The organism is Bradyrhizobium sp. 2TAF36, assembly GCF_052114925.1.
Classification (GTDB): Bacteria; Pseudomonadota; Alphaproteobacteria; order Rhizobiales; family Xanthobacteraceae; genus Bradyrhizobium; species Bradyrhizobium barranii.
In genome coordinates this window covers 30609-47153 of sequence record NZ_JBFRFR010000056.1, presented here as the reverse complement: position 1 = coordinate 47153, position 16545 = coordinate 30609, and the positions used below count along the sequence as shown (strand labels likewise).

At 61.9% G+C, this 16545-nt stretch carries 20 protein-coding genes; 7 read left to right on the top strand and 13 right to left on the bottom strand.

Annotation, left to right across the window (positions count from 1 at the left end; translation table 11 throughout):
• Positions 1–92 precede the first annotated feature (92 nt).
• The 3 genes from AB4Z51_RS29240 to AB4Z51_RS29230 all read left to right on the top strand — a co-directional run bounded on the left by AB4Z51_RS29240 (position 93) and on the right by AB4Z51_RS29230 (position 3327).
• Positions 93–1391: a hypothetical protein gene (locus AB4Z51_RS29240; protein ID WP_441498562.1), complete on the top strand. Its 1299-nt coding sequence runs from the start codon at positions 93–95 to the stop codon at positions 1389–1391.
• A 182-nt stretch (positions 1392–1573) separates the two neighbouring features.
• Positions 1574–2011, top strand: a complete 438-nt coding sequence (locus AB4Z51_RS29235) for a DUF2231 domain-containing protein (RefSeq protein WP_441498539.1) — start codon at positions 1574–1576, stop codon at positions 2009–2011.
• Positions 2008–3327, top strand: coding sequence for a PQQ-dependent sugar dehydrogenase (locus tag AB4Z51_RS29230; protein WP_441498538.1), 1320 nt, complete (start codon positions 2008–2010; stop codon positions 3325–3327). The genes AB4Z51_RS29235 and AB4Z51_RS29230 overlap by 4 nt, the downstream gene beginning before the upstream one ends.
• A 691-nt stretch (positions 3328–4018) precedes the next feature.
• Here the strand turns inward: AB4Z51_RS29230 and AB4Z51_RS29225 are convergent.
• The 3 genes from AB4Z51_RS29225 to AB4Z51_RS29215 are packed head-to-tail and all read right to left on the bottom strand — an operon-like array spanning position 4019 to position 6037.
• Positions 4019–4429: a DUF6527 family protein gene (locus tag AB4Z51_RS29225; RefSeq protein ID WP_441498537.1), complete on the bottom strand. Its 411-nt coding sequence runs from the start codon at positions 4427–4429 to the stop codon at positions 4019–4021.
• Between the two features lie 5 nt (positions 4430–4434).
• Positions 4435–5619, bottom strand: coding sequence for a ThiF family adenylyltransferase (locus tag AB4Z51_RS29220; RefSeq protein ID WP_441498536.1), 1185 nt, complete (start codon positions 5617–5619; stop codon positions 4435–4437).
• A complete protein-coding gene (locus AB4Z51_RS29215) occupies positions 5579–6037 on the bottom strand; it encodes a multiubiquitin domain-containing protein (RefSeq protein WP_441498535.1) in 459 nt (152 codons plus the stop codon). Before AB4Z51_RS29215 ends, AB4Z51_RS29220 begins: the two co-directional genes overlap by 41 nt.
• 170 nt (positions 6038–6207) lie before the next feature.
• Between AB4Z51_RS29215 and AB4Z51_RS29210 the strand changes: the two genes are divergently transcribed.
• Positions 6208–6579, top strand: a complete 372-nt coding sequence (locus tag AB4Z51_RS29210) for a helix-turn-helix domain-containing protein (protein WP_060913252.1) — start codon at positions 6208–6210, stop codon at positions 6577–6579.
• 11 nt (positions 6580–6590) lie between these two features.
• On the top strand, positions 6591–7454 hold the full coding sequence (locus AB4Z51_RS29205) for an ImmA/IrrE family metallo-endopeptidase (RefSeq protein WP_441498534.1): 864 nt from the start codon (positions 6591–6593) through the stop codon (positions 7452–7454).
• 283 nt (positions 7455–7737) lie between these two features.
• On the opposite strand, the gene AB4Z51_RS29200 is transcribed toward AB4Z51_RS29205, so the two are convergent.
• Positions 7738–8163 (bottom strand): hypothetical protein, encoded by a 426-nt coding sequence (locus tag AB4Z51_RS29200; RefSeq protein WP_441498533.1) that lies wholly within the window; start codon positions 8161–8163, stop codon positions 7738–7740.
• A gap of 49 nt (positions 8164–8212) precedes the next feature.
• Between AB4Z51_RS29200 and AB4Z51_RS29195 the strand changes: the two genes are divergently transcribed.
• Positions 8213–8356 carry a hypothetical protein gene (locus AB4Z51_RS29195; protein WP_441498532.1) on the top strand — a complete coding sequence of 48 codons (144 nt, stop codon included), beginning with the start codon at positions 8213–8215 and terminating at the stop codon, positions 8354–8356.
• A gap of 19 nt (positions 8357–8375) precedes the next feature.
• On the opposite strand, the gene AB4Z51_RS29190 is transcribed toward AB4Z51_RS29195, so the two are convergent.
• The 8 genes from AB4Z51_RS29190 to AB4Z51_RS29155 form a co-directional block, all read right to left on the bottom strand.
• Entirely contained in the window at positions 8376–8534 is a 159-nt protein-coding gene (locus tag AB4Z51_RS29190) for a hypothetical protein (RefSeq protein ID WP_441498531.1), read from the bottom strand.
• Positions 8531–10243, bottom strand: a complete 1713-nt coding sequence (locus AB4Z51_RS29185) for a hypothetical protein (protein WP_441498530.1) — start codon at positions 10241–10243, stop codon at positions 8531–8533. The genes AB4Z51_RS29190 and AB4Z51_RS29185 overlap by 4 nt, the downstream gene beginning before the upstream one ends.
• Positions 10243–10737, bottom strand: a complete 495-nt coding sequence (locus AB4Z51_RS29180) for an ABC-three component system middle component 2 (RefSeq protein WP_441498529.1) — start codon at positions 10735–10737, stop codon at positions 10243–10245. The genes AB4Z51_RS29185 and AB4Z51_RS29180 overlap by 1 nt, the downstream gene beginning before the upstream one ends.
• The gene (locus AB4Z51_RS29175) at positions 10725–11726 is read right to left on the bottom strand and encodes an ABC-three component system protein (protein ID WP_441498528.1); all 1002 of its coding nucleotides are present in this window, start codon (positions 11724–11726) and stop codon (positions 10725–10727) included. Before AB4Z51_RS29175 ends, AB4Z51_RS29180 begins: the two co-directional genes overlap by 13 nt.
• Positions 11727–11882: 156 nt before the next feature.
• Positions 11883–12278 carry a hypothetical protein gene (locus AB4Z51_RS29170; protein WP_441498527.1) on the bottom strand — a complete coding sequence of 132 codons (396 nt, stop codon included), beginning with the start codon at positions 12276–12278 and terminating at the stop codon, positions 11883–11885.
• Positions 12279–12316: 38 nt separating this feature from the next.
• Positions 12317–12607, bottom strand: a complete 291-nt coding sequence (locus AB4Z51_RS29165; protein ID WP_441498526.1) for a hypothetical protein — start codon at positions 12605–12607, stop codon at positions 12317–12319.
• 287 nt (positions 12608–12894) lie between these two features.
• Positions 12895–13512, bottom strand: a complete 618-nt coding sequence (locus AB4Z51_RS29160; protein ID WP_441498558.1) for a lyase family protein — start codon at positions 13510–13512, stop codon at positions 12895–12897.
• A gap of 82 nt (positions 13513–13594) precedes the next feature.
• Positions 13595–14179 carry a lyase family protein gene (locus AB4Z51_RS29155; RefSeq protein WP_441498525.1) on the bottom strand — a complete coding sequence of 195 codons (585 nt, stop codon included), beginning with the start codon at positions 14177–14179 and terminating at the stop codon, positions 13595–13597.
• 346 nt (positions 14180–14525) lie between these two features.
• Between AB4Z51_RS29155 and AB4Z51_RS29150 the strand changes: the two genes are divergently transcribed.
• On the top strand, positions 14526–15275 hold the full coding sequence (locus tag AB4Z51_RS29150) for a hypothetical protein (RefSeq protein ID WP_441498524.1): 750 nt from the start codon (positions 14526–14528) through the stop codon (positions 15273–15275).
• A gap of 378 nt (positions 15276–15653) precedes the next feature.
• Here AB4Z51_RS29150 and AB4Z51_RS29145 read toward each other — a convergent pair whose 3' ends face one another.
• Positions 15654–15980 carry a hypothetical protein gene (locus tag AB4Z51_RS29145; protein WP_441498523.1) on the bottom strand — a complete coding sequence of 109 codons (327 nt, stop codon included), beginning with the start codon at positions 15978–15980 and terminating at the stop codon, positions 15654–15656.
• Between the last annotated feature and the right edge of the window lie 565 nt (positions 15981–16545).

Below are 16545 nucleotides of genomic sequence, written 5' to 3'. Positions count from 1 at the left end.
CTCATGTCGGGCTGGGGTTCGACCGCGCTGCGACGCAATCTGCGTTGAGCCAGATAGTGCGGTGTCTGGAGGAGCGCCTGGGAATTCGATTGTTGAACCGCACGACCCGCAGCATCACGCCGACCACGCCGGCGAGCGCCCGTTCTCAAGCCTGGAGCCGAGTTCACCAAAATGGTGTCGATCTCGCCGAACTGAGCATGGTGCGGGAGAAGCCGCCGAACCATCCGTTGACCGCGACCGAGTACGCCCTCCGCCGAGATTTGTTGCCGGCCCTGAGAAAGCTCCTGCCCAAGTATCCCGACATTCATGTCGAGGTTGGTCACGACTACGGGCTCACCAACGTTGCGCCGCAGGTCGACGCCGGCATCCGCCAAGGCAAACTCGTCGCCCAGGATATGACCGCAGTCCGCATCAGACCCATCTCCGAACGGCCGTTGTCAGCTCGGGGTCCCAAGTTTCATCCGAGGAACTTGCCGCCAAGGTGCGCATTTAATGGGCATCAACGGCTGAAGGAAGGAAGCGTTATGGCTGAAGGATTCGCACGAACTGCGGCGGAGGATGTTGCCGAACCGTCGGTCGCCGGCGTGTCCTGGGCGGCCGTATTGGCGGGTGCTGCGGCGTCGCTCGCCATAACCCTAGTGCTGCTGTCCTTCGGCACGGGCATGGGCTTCGCGGTCGTGTCGCCGTGGGGCAATTCCGGCGTGTCGGCGACGACGTTCAAGATCGGCACCGGTCTCTATTTCATCGTGATGGCGATGTTGTCGTCCTCGATCGGCGGCTATCTCGCCGGGCGTCTCCGGACGAAGTGGGTCGGGGTGCACACGACCGAGGTCCTATTCAGGGATACGGCCCACGGCTTCCTGGCCTGGGCGGTCGCGTCCGTGATCGGAGCAGTGCTGCTGGCCTCGCCCGCCAGCACGCTTCTCGGCAACGCTCTCGGCGGCGCCGCCCAAGGCGCGGCAAGCGCGGCGAACTCTGGGCCGATGGCGGGTTACGTCGACACGCTGYTGCGTCYCAACGATCCGTYCGCACAGGCCCAAGGGYAATCYGATYCGCGTCYAGAGATGGTGCGTCTGCTGACCACCGACTTCCGTACCGGAAGCGATGTGAACGCGAACGACAAGGCCTACATCGCCAAGGTCGTGGCCGCTCGCACCGGCCTGAGCCAAGCCGATGCCGAGAAACGCGTGAACGACGTCGTGATCCAAGCCAAGGCCGACCTCGATGCCGCTCGCAAGGCCGCGATGCAAACGGCCATCTGGCTGACCCTGTCGTTGTTCATCGGTGCATTTTCCGCGACCCTCGCCGCCATGGAAGGCGGCGGACTTCGGGACGGGACTTGGGGAAAAAAGCGCTCCGCAGCCGGTCAATCATCAGTGGCAAGAACCTGAGGAGATAGAACCATGCCCATTCTGCTTTGGCTCGTTGGAATTCCGATCCCGCTCATCATCTTGATCATGCTTCTGCGCTGAACGGGGTACGCCACGCGGTCTTCGGCCGCGTGGCGACCTTTTATTTCGACAACCGGCCGCCCGTCGCTCGGCGCGAGCCGTCAACCCCTTTCGGAGAGTACATGGCAACATCGGCGCCCGAAGCTCGTCCGAGGTCTCTGCTGCACCCCGGCTTCATCGGCGCAGGGGCAACGCTGCTGATCGCCGCGCTGGCTACCGACATCATGTACTGGGACACTTCGAATTGGCAGTGGGCTAACGCGGCAGCGTGGCTGATTGCCGCCGGTCTGGTTCTGGCTCTCATCGCTACGATCGCCCTATTCATCGATTTATTGACGCACCGTGCAGGGCGCATCAACTGGATCTCCTTCTTACTCGTCGCGGCGGCCGCCCTTCTCTCTCTTCTGAACGTTTTCGTCCATAGCCGCGACGCCTGGACCTCGGTCGTGCCGCAGGGGATCTCGCTCTCCGTGATCGTGACGATTCTGCTCCTTATGGCCGCAGTCAATGGATGGAAGGTGACCACGGTTCGTACCATCGCGACCGGAGAGAGCCTGTGACTCATGAAACGCTGCGAATCCTGTTCGCCCTCTGCGCTCTGGTCGCATTGACCGGATGCGATCAAGGCGGCGATCCCATGCGGCAATACGGGGCTGATCCCTATCTCCCTGAGCCTCAGAACTATCTGTTGCCGCCCATGAGCGTTCCCAAGGAGGTGGGCTGGAAACCGGGGGAGACGCCGACGGTCTCCGGTGGATTGAAAATTCACGCGATGGCAACAGGGCTGCTGCATCCCCGCATCGTCTACCCTCTGCCGAACGGTGATATCCTGGTCGTCGAAGGTAACAGTCCCGGCACCACACCTTTCCGGCCCAAGGACTTTATCCAAGGAAAAGTGAAGGCGAGAGCCGGAACCGCCGGCAAGGGCGGCAATCGCATCACCCTTCTTCGCGATGCCGACGGCGACGGGAAGCCGGAAGAGCAAACGATATTAGTCGACCACCTTCACTCGCCTTACGGCGTGACTTACGTGGACGGCACCCTCTACGTCGCCAACACGGACGCGATCATGGCGTTCAAATACTCGCTGGGGCAGACTCAGATCAAGGAGCCGGGTATCAAGCTTGCTGACCTTCCGGCGGGACCTATAGACCACCACTGGACCAAATCGATGGTCGCCAGCGCGGATGGATCCAAGCTCTATGTCGGGGTCGGATCCAACAGCAATATTACCGAAAACGGCCTCGACGTCGAAGAAGGCCGAGCGGCGATCTACGAGGTCGACCGCCTGACGGGTGCCAAGCGCATTTATGCCTCCGGCACGCGTAACCCGACCAATCTCGCAATAGATCCCGAGACTGGCCGGTTGTTCGCCGTCGTGAACGAGCGGGACGAGATTGGTCCCGACCTGGTCCCGGATTACCTCACCATGGTGCAGGAGGGCGCCTTCTATGGCTGGCCTTACAGTTACTGGGGCGCGCACGTCGATGTCAGAGTTCATCCGCAGCGCCCCGACTTGGTGGCCAAAGCGGTCAAACCCGACTACGGATTGAGTTCGCATGTGGCAGCGCTTGGCCTTGCATTCAGTCAAGGCGAGAAGCTCTCACCTCAATTCAGCAACGGTGTGTTCGTCGGTGAGCACGGCAGTTGGGACCGCAGCCCGGTCAACGGCTATCAGGTGATTTTTGTGCCGATGGTGAACGGCCGACCTGAAGGCAAGCCCGTCCCTGTCGTTACCGGATTTCTCGGCGACGACCACGGAACGGTGCGAGGCCGGCCTGTGGGCGTAGCACTCGATCGCACTGGCGCACTGGTGGTCGCCGATGATACCGGCAACGCGGTGTGGCGCATCAGTTCGGAGAAGTCGGCGCAGTAGGCAGCGGCATCTCATCCAGCGCGGCGAGGGATAATCGGACGAGCAAGGAATGGATGGACTGCCAGTTGGAGACCCAAACTGTCATGGGCTATGACCACTGGATCGTGGACTTGGAATTTGAAGCCAACGGGCGCTTAAGCGACGCGCGCGTAATATCCTTTACTTTTTCCTTTGACGGTTGGGGGTAATTTCCGCTGTTGGCTCCCCGTCGCTGCTCCGCCGGGCGTGCCGTGAGGTCTCCTTTCGATAGGTGAGATTGACAAGGTTCGCTGGTTGTTGAGGGCCATCGACCTCAACGCGCTTCCGCCGTCAGGTCCGCCACAACTCCCGCAGGACGCCTCGAAATCGTCCGGCTTTGACGGCCGAACCAGCCGACGAGGTGGTACACAGCGGTGGTCACAAATCGCGGCCGGGCTTTCCGGGAATCCTTGTTTTTCGGCGGTTTTCGCGCATCCGGCGCTCTGGGGAAGAGAGTCCCACTCTCTCCGCCACCGAATTTCAGTAGCGAAAAAGTCCTTCAAAATCAGGGTCTTCCTGAGCCGCCGGTATTCAGCGGTGGAGCAACGTGATCCCCCTAAAAAACACTGCTACGGGCGGTCTGCGCCGTCAGCAATAATCTGCATCACTGACGGAGAACTTACAGTCTTCTCGAGCAGGGGACACGCGGCCCGGGATCGCGTGCCTCACCGTATCACATTCGCAACATCTGCTTGAGCCGTCCGAACGCCCTTGCTGCGATCATGCGGATCCAATCCGTCCAAGTCTGCAGCTTGGCTTCGCGGTCGACATGCCGAGCGATCTGCCCGCGCATCGTCGCGGAGGCCATGGCGTCCGAGAACGCGGCGAGCCACTGCACCTTGCCGGACGTGATGATGTAGTGGGACTTGCAGGGCGCGTCGCAGACCGAGATCGATGGCCGCACGGTCGCGAAACCGTTCTGCTGCGACACCTGATGACTGTCGGGCACCAGGAGCATGACGCGATGTCCGCAGCCGCAGGCGCAGGAAAGCGCCGCGACCTCGAATTCTGCAGAGTGATAGAGGACGCCTTGTTCGAGTTGTTTGGGCAGGCGTTCAACGGCCCGGTATGAGAAACTGACCATACGTTCTATTCCATCTCCATCGTCGCAGTATCGAAGATGTATGATGTCGCCTCGTCGAGACGATCGAGCAGCTTGAAATGCTGCTTGAACCTGATCATGGCCATGATAGCGTTCATCGCGTTCAACTCCGTGATCTGCGCCTGCTTGCGATACTCGTTCTCCTTGGCGTTCTCGACGGGGAGCCGCGCGCTCCCAACGTTGTCGTCGTATGCCTTGCGATCGGTGCCGGTGATGCGGACGAACCCGCTCAGACCTACCAGAGACCGGTCCAGCCCCATCCCGCAGTCGACGTAGGGAATTTCCCGTGCGCTCAGCCAATCGACGATCAGCTTGCGTGCCGGGCCGTCGTCGACGGACACGAACACGAAATCGAACCCGGCCAGGCGGTCGATGTTCGCCGAGGTGATGCGCTCGGGCACCGGCTCGAGGCCCGAGTGCCAGTTGCCGTACTGCCGCGCCAGCGCGTCCACCTTGAGGCTGCCGATGGCATCAACGATGAATCCCGGAATCCGGAAGATCGTGTGGACGTGCACCTTGTCGTCGTCGAAGAGCGCGATGCGATCGAGATGCGTTCGCGCGACGAAATCGAGGATGTAGGAGCCGGTCCCACCCAGCCCGACGATGGCGACGCGCTTCCCGCGCAGCAGGGAGGAGATGTCGTTCATGTGATACCTCGAGGACATCATGTCGGGAATGCGCAGTGGACTACCCTGGGCCGCGGCCTTCACCGCGATGCCGCCAAACGGCGTCGCCTCCGGATACGCCGCCATCGCCGGCGCCGTGATCGCGTCGAGATAGGTCTGCACCTTCTCCTCGAACGAACGGTAGTCTCGGTTCGTGCCGTTCTCCTGCAGTTTGAACGAGAACGACTGATCGGTGATCAGATCCGCGGCGACCGTCACTTGATGGACGCCGCCGCCGAGCCTGATCTGCCGCTTCTGCTGGTCGAACGGCCGGGTGCCCCGCCACCATACCTGGTGGTTGTTGGTCGGCGGATCGATCGCCGCTCCATTGAGGTCGAGGGTGCTGGCGAGGTCGCCGTACTTCAGCCTCCCCTCCTCGTCGAGGTAGGGCAGACGGTAGATGACGAAGTAGCCACCGACGAAGTCGAGGTGGTAACCGAGTTCTTCCAGGTCCCTGACGAAGGGGTTACGATTCGCCAGTTCCGGCAACCCTAAAGCGCATGCCATCTTTCACCACCACCTTCTGTCCAGGAGCCAAAGTGCCGCTCGTGTTTTCCGCCGGGCCGTGGGAATACTTCACCAGGTATTCGGTCGACGGACTGCCGCCGCCGCCGAGATAGAGTTCGACCACCTGCGCGTAGGAGATGTGTTTCTTCTCGACCTGGTGCTCGTCCGTGTTAACGAAGATGTCGAACACCTTCTGACTGTAGAAGTGCTCGTCTTCCCTTAAGTGGATGGGCTCGCCGTCGCGCGGCACCGGCTTGTCCTCCTTGTCGTCGTCGACCTCGCGGTAGAGACGCTGATGCGCCGGGATTTCCGCCAAGGCATAGAGCGCCTCGCCGGTGGTCGGGTTCGGCGATTCGAAAGCCTCCCGGTTGATGTGGATGCGCACAAGGTGCGCGGCGACTTCGACAGACATATCCATTACCTTTCCCGCCCTTCGGCGCTTGCAATTTTTCCGAGTCGATGTAAATCGGTGTCTAGCCAGACAACAGTTCGGCCCCGAAAAACGCCCGTGTCCGGCTTACGACCAGAGGGCGTGTTGTCCATACAGACAACACCCAAAATGCGGCGAAATTCTGACGAGGAATGCCAATGCCGGAAACGGCGCTAGGGACGTGGTTGAAGGATTTGCGCAATCGCCGCGGCTTGAGCCTGCGCGATCTTGCAGAGCGCAGCAGCGTCGATCACGCCTACATCTACCGCCTGGAAACCGGCGCGAAAGAAGCCCCCTCGGACGTTGTGGTCGAGAAGTTGCTGTCGGCGCTTGCGCCGCCCAAACGCGATGAGGAGATTCTGCGCTTCTTGGTCGACCACAGTAACATCGACATCAAGCTCCTCGATTTCGTTCGCGACGATCCGAAGGTCGCGTTCGACGAATTCCATATGCTGACAACGACGGTCAACCGCGGCGCGCGGCCCGACTATGCGACTATGCTCGCCCGCATCCGGAAAATCATGAAATAGGAGCCCGGACTATGCTCGATGAACTCGATATCGCTACGAAGGCGCGGGAGTTCATCAGGCATTGCGGGCCGCTCGCGTTGCCGGTTTCGGTCCACGCGTACGCGGCGCAGATCGGCGGGACGGTGGTCGAAGACACGCTGGGAGAGAAAGAGGACGCGTGGTCCTTCCGTGAACCCCGCGGCAAGCTCCACATCTGCGTGAACTGCGCCCAGACCGCGCGGCGTCGGCGCTTCAGCGTGTGCCATGAAGTCGCCCACGTAGTCTTGGGCATCGAACCAGACCATTCGGCGCCAAGCTGGAGCTACGCTCGCCGGCCGCCGGGCGAGATCGCATGCGACGACTTCGCCGCCGAACTTCTGCTGCCCTATAAGCTGTTCAAGCCCCGGGTCGACAGCGCCGACATGGGGCTTTCGGCGATCGGTGCACTGGCCGACGAATTCGACGCGTCGCTACAGTCCACCGGTTCGCGGTTCGCGACCTTCTCGCGCGAACTGTGCGCGTTCCTCGTCTCGGAAGGGGGCAAGATCAGCTACAGCGCGCGATCGCCGCGTCTGCGCGAGGCGAAGGGCTGGATCAGGCGGGGCATGCCCGTGCCGGCGGATTCCTACAGCGCGCGCGTCCGCGCCGGCGAGGGATTGTCGAGCCCCGAGGAGGCCGAGCCCGATCAGTGGTTCGAGGACTGGCAGCGCGACGGAGTGCTAATCGAAGACACCCTTCATCTGGGACAATGGGACCAGACGCTGACCCTGCTGTGGTTCGACGACGATGAGTTGGCGCCGCCCGCCCCCGAACGGAAGCAGTGGGATGAAGACTCCTTTCGGCTGCGCGAACTCGATGGCGTGCTCCCCTGGCCTGGCCGCTCCAAGCGCAAGTAGAGCAAGAGCGCGGCGGCGCGGAAGGACCGAGCGCGCCCGCTTGGTCGCCTGATCGGTTGACGCAGAACCAGCGTCGCAATGCGCTTTCGATCATCCAAGCCGGTTCTTCCTTCTGCAATGCACCAACTCAGATGCACGGGGTGCCGCAGCGCACCGTTTGCTGCGTCCGGTCGCGAAGATATCTCAGCACTTCGTCGGGGCGATCGGTTCGGTGGAAAACGGCCGCACGCAGCACTTATTTTGCGAAAGGCATTTCAATCAGAGGTTTATTGCGTGTGATACATTATTGCGATCTCGGAGCCGGTTGCTGTCGGAAATCTGCGCTGGCCGACGAGCTTCTTAAACATCGGATTTCCACGCGAACGTTGTTGTTGGACGAGGGTTGCGCGAACGAACGCGATGCGCTGATCGAGGCAGGTAAGCGCTCGGCCTCGTCGTCCTCGGGGCAGCGCTGGCGGCCGACGCCGAGCATGAGCTCCGCGTTGTAGAGGTCGGCCGGCGTGTACATGCGCTCGGTGAAGACGAGCAGCCGATTGACGAGCATCGGCGGGATCTGGCTCGCGATCAGCGAGTGCGTCTCGCGAATGCCGCTGCTCTCGACCCGGGCGGCGGGCTTGACGTCGACGGCGACGATGCTGCCGTCGCGGCGGAAGACCTTGAGGTCGAACACGTGGGTGCGGAGCTTGCCGACGCCATCGAGGTACTGCACCCGCGGCGACTACTCGAAAAAGGGAAAGCGAACTCCGATCGGCGACCGGGTGACGTTCATCGCGATGATGGACAAGGACGTCATCGCGGACATCAAACAAGTCGCCCTCGACGAGCATCGGACTGCTTGGGACGTGATGGAACAGGCAGCGAGGGAGTTTCTGAAGCGAAGGAAGGCGAAGAAGGCGCCGTAACGGGCGCTGTTGGTCGCGACTAGAAGAAGCCCTTTCGGCCCTCTTCTCCCTCGTTGCCTACGAACGAGAATATCGTCGCGTGGCCGGCGGCGGAATCGGGCGGCGGGTCGTTCTCGATGATGATGAATTGCGCCTCGGCGCTCTTCTCCCTGAGATAGACGAAGAAGCGTTCCTTCACGCCGCTGGCCTTGATGGCCTTCTCGTCCTCGGAAAGCTCTCCGTGGCGGGACTTCTGCCCTTGGCGATAGGTGAGCAGTGGGCTGTCGAGCACCAGGACGCCGGGGTGTGGTAACTGCTTCTGCCTGCAATAATCCAGCAGGGCGATCTTGAAGGCGGCATTGAGGAGCGCGCGGACGCCCTTTCCGTTCGACCGGCGGTCTTTGCCGTTGACGAGGATGTCGTGCGAGGCGTCGTCGAACGACACGTTGGGATCGCCCGGGAAGTGCCAGGCGCGCAGGACCGACTGCACCGCCATGGCGAGTTCGTGTCCGATGACGCCGCCGATGCCGACGTTGATTTCCGACTTGGCGACTTTGGTCGCCGTGAACGAGTCCAGTTCGCTCTTCCGCTGTTTGAGTGCCTCGACGCGCCTCGCCAAAGAGAGGCCATCCGGACGTTGTCTCGCGTGCGAGCGATTTCCTCATAGCTGGATCGGCTTGCCGTTTCGCGCGGGCGTCCTTCGGCGATCCGCCCGTCGACGGCCTCCAGGTCCCGCTCGATCCGCTCGGCGCGGCGGGCGAGGCCTTCCTGTTCGACCCGGAGTGAGGAGGTGGCCTTCATCAGATCGGATCGCTCCAGTTCGATCTTGGCGATTTCGGCGCGTATCGCCCGTTGCGCCTGTTCGACCTCGTCGAGACCATGCGCATGTCGCTGGTGTTCGGGGTCGGCGCCGCAGAGCGGGCAGGGCCGTTGAGCCGTGGCCATCAAGGCTGCGCCGCCTTCCTCCAGCGAGGAGAGGCGCTCGACGTCGCTGTCGTAGATGTTCTTCAACAACGCGAATCGCTCGAGGGCGAGGACGAGCTCGGTTTGCCGTTCCTGGGCCTCGGACAACGAATCGACGGCGAACCGTCGATCGTGACGAAGCTGATCCAGTTCGTTTTGGCGCTCGACCAGCGTCGAATGAAGCTCGTCGCTGGCCTTGTCGAGTTTCGCGAGTTGGGATTCTAGGTCCGCCGGATCGGGATACTCGCGGTTCAGCTCCTGCTCCGCGGTCGCGAGCATTTCGTCGACCATCTGGATTTTGCCGGAGTTGATCGATCGCTGGGCGTCCACCCCCGGCGTCTCGAGAACCGCGGAATCGTCGACGCCGGTCGTGATGAACTTGAGCACGTTCTTGTCCAGCGTGTCGCTATTGAAGTCCGAGATCCGGATCGGGCTCCACTCTCCCATCATGTCCGTCTCCTCCGTGAAGAGGTAGGGGACGAAATGGCGGAACGAAAACGAGGCTTTCGCGCCGTGCTGGGTTCTGGAAACGGATTTGTCGGCGATGCCGATTTCTGCGAGCAGAAACGCGGAAAGGCTGTCTTTTCCCTTGTGCTCCGGCGAAAGCGTGCGGGTCGCTTTTTCTTCGGTGCCGGGCTCCGCCCAATGATCGTACAGCCCGAAGCTGCCGCCGGCGAGCGCGCGCACAAGAGTGACCTGGCCGGACTTCGGGAGGACCAGGTGAAGCCAGGCCTTGTCGTAGCCTTGCCGTTCGTTGATGTTGGGAAGCATCTTCGGCTTCGCCCCCGACAGGAAGTCGAGGAGCTTGACGATGAAGGACTTGCCGGTGTTCGACGCGCCCCAGACGATGTTGACGCCGTCCGCGAACAGCAGTTCGGCTGTCGGGACCTTGGGGCCCGTCACGGTCAGCCGACGAATGATGAAGCGCGCGACACCCACCGTCATCACCCTTGGAGCGAGGTCCCGCCGGTTGTGCCGAATGCCTCGGTCCAGTCTCCGATCTGGGCGCGCACGAAGTTCTTGAACTGCGTTTTGCCGAGCGACCTCAATTGGAGTGCGACCCAGTCGGCGCTGTCCTTCAGCTTCTGGGAATAGTGCGTCTCCAAAAGCTCGATGTAGCCGGCCGCTTCGTCGGAAGCCCTGTACATTACGCCTTCGTCGGTGATCTCCTGGTCGACGAGGTGGCAGCGGCGCATCAGGTCGAGGCTCCGTTCGACGAGGCGGCGCCTGACGAGAAGCTCGCCTTTGCGGTCGGACAGATCCGGATGCAGGCTCGGCGGACCGCCGATGTCGGCGGTGTGCACCACCATGTGGTCCAAAAGCACCATCTCGGCGAGATCGGCGGCTTCCGGACGCAGCTTCTCCAGCACCACGACGGCCCTTATCCCTGCCTCGAGCGGGGAATTGAACAGCTTCCCGAAGTTTTCTACGGAATCCATTTCATCCGCCCCTCGTTGGCCAAGTGATGGCACATCCCCTGCTTGACCGGCACTCGCACGACGCGACCGATAAGACCGGCCGGCAAGGTCGAGGCGTGCCGCATCACGGCGTCCAAGCGTTCCAGCCTGCTCGGATGGCTCTGGCGATGGACGTCGATGACCCCATGGTAGACGTCTTCCCGGAAAGCGGCCAACGCTTCCGTCGGCGTGCTGTCTCGATGGAAGCGCAGGAAGAACTGGGCGTCGAAGTAACGGGTCCGCTGATCGTGGAAATGTTGGCCGTGCTCGGCATGCAATTGGATCTCGTCCGCCGTCGGGATCTCGCTTCCGGATGCCTCGCTGTAGACCCGGCGAAGCTGATCCACGTAGGCAAGCTCCTCGGGCTGGATGGAGTCTGGCGTGACCCCCGGCGGAGCCTCTTCCGGGATTAGGTTGAGAACCTTGACCAGGGCCGGGCGCGCGGCCGGATCTTTGACGATCAGGGGGGCCGTGAGATGCTCGACGTTGGAGTAGTCGTAGCCCTCGATCAGGTCCTTCAAATTGTCCGTCAACGGGACCGGCACGTTCGTGATCTTGTTCTTGCAGTAGCTGTCCCAATTCCCGATGAGCGCAGCGGCCACGGTCGAAGGATTGTAGAGCAAGGTCATTAACGGGCCCACAATGCCCCTCGGCGAGACGAAGATAATCCTGATCGGGAGCGTGGCGTAGGCTCCCTGGGAGTGATGGTAGAAGACCTTCCCGAGCTCCAGCAGTGCCTCCGGAAGGCCGAGCTTGGAGTGCAGCGTCTTCCGCTTGCATTGGTAGAGGTCCCAGGGACCTTCGTGCCGCTGGCGCGACAGAAACCCGATGACGTCACGGCCCTTGTCGTTGGCTCCGCCGACCCGCTCCACGCTCAGATATTGATGGGACTTTTGCGTGGCCCAGATGTCGATGAATTCCTCGAGGTGGTCGTCGTCCAATTCCTGAATTCGTATGGCGAGGCTGGTCATCGTTGTCTCCGGCAGACTGGGCCGGATATAGCAAGCAACACCCAGGGTTGAGAAGGACTAGCTCGGCGCGAAGCCGAAGCGCTGAACGAGCATCCATAGAAAGAGACCCCGCCGTCGCTGGCGGGGTCTTTTTTTATCCAGGGTGTGGCCGTTTCGCTACTGGACCTCGTCGCCGTCTTGAAAACGGTCGTAAACCGTGTCGCAGGCTTGGCACATGAACTTGTGGCCGACGGGGAAGAGCTTCTGCTGGCCGCAGCAGGAGCAGACCTCGCTCAGGTACGAAGTCTGCGGAGAAGCGGGATTGGACGACAAGATCTCCCAAACCTCGTCGGCGATCTTCTGGACCCGAGCCGCAACCGCAGGTCTCGCGAGCTCCTCTTGCACCTGCTCGAAGTAGATGCACGCGGCAGCCAAGCTCACGCCGGCCTGTACGGACACCTCGTCTGCCGAGGAGAGGACGCGCGCGGTGGCGTCGTTGATAAGGAGCGCCCCGCCGAAGACCATGGCCTGGTGCTCGGCAGACTTGAACTTTGGGATCCAGGCCGGGGTCACATTCCCCTCGCGACGCCGTGGAAGCGTCGCTCCCTGCATCAACTGATCGATGTGAAGAACGGCGTGGCCGAGTTCGGGGCAATGGTGTATCGCGCATAGCCGTCACCCATGAAGGCCTTGTGCCGGATCCGCCTTGGAATCTTCACGACGATGCATGTGCCGTCGAAAGTGGTCAGTCCGGAATCGTCGGGGAGTTCGGCATCGGGCACGACTTCCAGCCTAAACGGCTTTTTCCCGCGAACGGTCCAGATCTCGTTGACCGATTCGATCGAGAGGATCGACCCGCTCGGAATTCTCCCAGCCCAGAGATCTGCGCAAGGTCTTCGCATGCCCGTGGACTTCGAGGTCCCGCAGCGGATCGACTATGAAATCGTCACTCGACACCGAATTGACCTCGCCGAAACGAACAATTCTTCACTCAGTGGTGCCTGGGGCACCTGGGCCTAGGGCCGGGTAGATGCTGCCGGCGGCAGGGCCGATTGGGGCCCCCCGTCGGCTGGATTCCCCGCGGTTTTGCGGGGAATCGCGGATTTTGAGGCTCCGCGATCGCGGGCATCAGACTGGTAATCGCAGGCTTTCTTTAGTGAAAACGACAGTCGGCCCAAGCCCTTTCACGTCAAAGCTCGCTGACGAGGTCGGGCGCCAATCCCGTGTACGTTGCGGGCGTGAGGGCCTGGAGGCAAGGAATAGGGATCGTGATCCGCGAGCGACCGGCAACGATTTCAGCGCGAACGACAGTCTGAATCGCCTCCGCGAGCACTTCCCAATTTGCATCGAGGTCGACACGAAGCACGTCCTCTGCGAGGAGAATCTCGCCAAGGCCGCGCTCCAGGTTGTCCAAGGCGAGCAGCGAGTGCCCGAACGCGACCCCTATGTTGCGCTGAGTCGTGGAATCGGTGAGGTCCCGTTGAAGGCGTGAGGTGACCAAGGTCTGTGCGATCGTACTGAACAGCCCTCCTGAAATCTCTAGGTTTGCCTCGGCGTTCTCGAAGCGGATGGGGTTGACCTTGTGCGGCATCGTGGACGATCCGGTCGCGCTGTCGACAGGAATTTGCGCGAAATAGCCCATGGAGATGTAGGTCCACATGTCAGTAGCGAGGTTGTGCAGAATTCCGCCGACATGCCTGACACGGTCGTAAAGCTCCACCTGCCAATCGTGTGACTCGATCTGAGTGGTGAGAGGGTTGAGAAAGCCCGAGCGATTCGATGAACGCGCGGCTGAGAGCCCGCCAATCGACGGTGGGGTCAGCGGCCATGTGGGCCGACCATGTGCCGGTGGCGCCGGAAAACTTCGCTGTGTACTCCGATGCCTCGATCTACTTTGCGACGCGCTTCAGCCGCCACGCGAACACCCCGATCTCCTTGCCCATCGTTGTCGGTGTCGCGGGTTGCCCGTGGGTACGGGCGAGCATGGGAGTTGAGCGGTGCGACGCCGCCAGCGCCGTCAGCGAGCCGATGATGGCGTGCAGCTTGGGCAGCCATACCTCCGTCACTGCGCGCTTTACGATGAGGGCATAGGCAGCGGAATTGATGTCGTCGCCGGTGCAGGCGAAGTGCGTCAGTTCGCCGATCGCTCCGAGGCCTAGTTGCTCGAGCCACTCGCGGACGAGGTATTCGACGGCCTTGACGTCGTGCCCGCGTGATCGCCTCGAGTTCGGCGAGCCGATCGATCTCGGCTTGGCCGAAGCCCGCGCACAGATCCCGCAGCCGCTGCTTGTCGGCGGCGACAACGGGCGAGGCGCCGAACATCGAGCGTTCCGCGAGGGCGAGAAGCCATTCCACTTCGACTTCGACCCGGGCCCGGTTGAGCCGGCCTCGGAGAGATAGTCCGCAAGCGATGACACGGTCGACCGATAGCGGCCGTCCAGCGGACTGAGCGGCTGAGGGGGGAGGGAGGTCACGAAATCTCCGGGCAAGGACTGTTATCGACATGCGGAGCGGATCGGGCGCCGGACGAGGACCGACCGCCGTCCTGGATCATACACTGGGTCGGGTCCACGCTCCATTCGCCACATGTAGGCTCCTTCCGAGCGTCATCAACGGAGCGGAATCGATCAATTGAAGGGCAAAAGTCTATCAACCTCCGCGGGATCGTTGAAGAGTTAGCTTCCCTCCGCTTCGTTTTCCCCGCATTTCTGGTCATTGCGCGCACGCGAGCCTTTCCTTGCATTCTCTTCCGTGCCCACGCTGGCATGTGCCCTCGTCCGGAGCCGGGCAGGTGCCGTCACAGAGTGAGGAGTAGACAGTTTGCGAGGCATCAGAGCCATCTCGATCGATCCGGCGGCGCGGTCGATCACCACCATCCAGATCAGCCCCGAGAAGTGGTCGCTGCGTGCGTTCTTCGGCGAGAAGCCGATCGTGACGGCGAAGCTTCCGAAAGGCGACGTGTTGCTCAAGACGGTCCGAGAGCACGGGGAGGCCTTCACCGTCGGCGGATCGCGGCCCATCGTGGGTAACGGCCTGATCGTCGGCCGCCCGGGTGAATGGGGTAGGCGTGTCTCCGCTCGTATCGCTCTCGACGACGTCGTCACGATGGTTCGCTGGACCTCCATCGAGAAGCCCGTTCCGCCGGTGCTGCCCCCGGCGCCAGAAAGCGTGCGCGCAATCATCATCGACCCAAAATTGGGCATCGTCGAAGAGGAAATCATCGCGGCCAATATGTCGGCGGCGGAGCGCTTGCTGGGAGGCGTGAACGACTGGCATATGTGCCTTCCGAGCGATGACTTCCTGCTTTCTGCCAAGACCGACCGGAGCTACCGCTGGTGGGTCCGCCTCTACGGCGAAGTGAAGCTCATCGGCCGCTGCGTGATCGTTGGCCATGACTCCGAGACGGACTATTTCGCCGACGTGGCGGTCGGGCTCGATCACGTTCGGGAGCGTGTCGAATTCCGCGGGCCCGACGACAAGCTTTGGATCAGCTATGCCGATCGCCAGGCGATGGGCGCGCCGGTGGCGGCCGACGATCGTTCGACCGCGTCGCACGAGAAGGAGCGATGAGGGCCCTTCGGCGCGGCTATGCCGCTCGGATCCGTAACGCAATGTAACGCTACGTAGCGTTACGTAGCGTTACATTGCGTCGAGCATCGCCGTAACCACGGGGGCTGCGCAGTGCTCGGGCTCCTATTGATTTCTCCTTTGAAGGTCTGAGCACGCGGTCCATCCGCCAGGGCCGACGGCTGTCGGATGAAAAAGGCCTCGTTCGATCTTCCATCGATGAGATACGCGGAAGGGTGGCGCCCCTGCCGGCAAGCGCTCGCAAGGGCCGGGCTTCGCCGCGAAGGACGAACTCGGAGAGATCGTCGGCACTTCACCCCCGGCTGATGGCGGAGACGGCGACCGAGTTCGGCCGGCGCCCACGTCGAAACGCCATGTCGACTAGCCCGAGGTCCGGCGACCCGCCGCCGCGATGTGGGCGAAGACGTTCTTCTCGGTGAGCGGGCCATCCAGCGAAGCCGGCTCGTCCGAACGGGGCGAGCAGACGCTCAGCTCGCTAAGCGCGGCCTTGGTCGTGAGATGCTTGCCGGCGACCACGGTGATGGCCAACCTTCCGTCCCGGGCCGCGGTCCGCAGCGAGGCCGCGCGCAGAGGGCCGTTCGGCCACATCAGCAGGGCCGCCTCGGGTAGCGTCAGCAACTCGTCCGGCGCCCACTGCGCCGGGTTGGGCCTGGCGTGCACCCTGCTCAAATTCGGTTTGGTCGGCATGCTCATCACTCCTACGTGGCCGCGGAAACTTCCGGCGGCTTCTCACTGATGTGATAAATCACATAAAACGGAAGTCAAGATCGGTTATTTTAAATAACCGAAATCGTTGGCCTATAGGTTAACGAGTTCTGTCAAAGGCGGCGCGAAAGGGCGGGACTGAATCCTTGAAAACGGACAGGATTGGAGTTGCGGCCGTTCCAGGTGCCGGCAAGCAGGTGAAGCGGATCGGCGTCGGTCAACAAACGGGTGAAAGATCGAGGCAGGGGGCACGAACGCCGTTTCGACGATGACCCAAAGCAACTGGCATATTTTCCATCCGCTACCTAAATACCGTCATTTCAGCGTCCTCCGTGCCACAATTGAGAGGTCGAGCATACCGATTCGGACCGGTCGGGAAGTATTCAAATCAGGTTCAATACTTCCAAAAGAAGCCAGAATGCTTCAAGTTGGATCAAAAATGGCGTGGAGTGATGTGTATGCTGTAAGACACGGCCGCCTGCTAACGCATTGATATAACCGAAAATTGCGCCATTTATCGGAATTTTCGCCACATTTCCGACACACT